The following is a 252-nucleotide window of genomic DNA, read 5'->3' as shown; positions in this document are numbered from 1 at the left end:
GATGCCGCGCAGATCCGCACCGGTGATCGGCTTGGGCAGCGCCGCATCCGCCGGCGGATAGTCCGCGGCGTCGAGGACCGAGCTGATCACGAGGAAGCACTCCGGGAAGCGCTCCTGGACGCGTCGCGCGCGCTCCTGACCGGAGATCCCCGGAAGCAGCAGGTCGATCACCGCCAGGACGGGATCGATCTCGTCGAACGCGGCGATCGCGGATTCGGCGTCGTAGGCGACGAAGGCGTCGAATCCCTCGCG

Annotated in this window: 1 protein-coding gene; it reads right to left on the bottom strand. The window is 69.4% G+C overall.

Annotated features, from left to right (window positions below):
• Positions 1-252, bottom strand: a 252-nt coding sequence (locus SB660_RS22385) for a response regulator (RefSeq protein ID WP_486304221.1), incomplete at both ends; no start/stop codon positions are given.

This window comes from Bacillus sp. SIMBA_005 (assembly GCF_046535585.1).
Taxonomy (GTDB): Bacteria; Bacillota; Bacilli; order Bacillales; family Bacillaceae; genus Bacillus; species Bacillus pumilus.
Note: the sequence above shows the minus strand (reverse complement) of the source record. Positions and strands in the feature narration are given on the sequence as shown.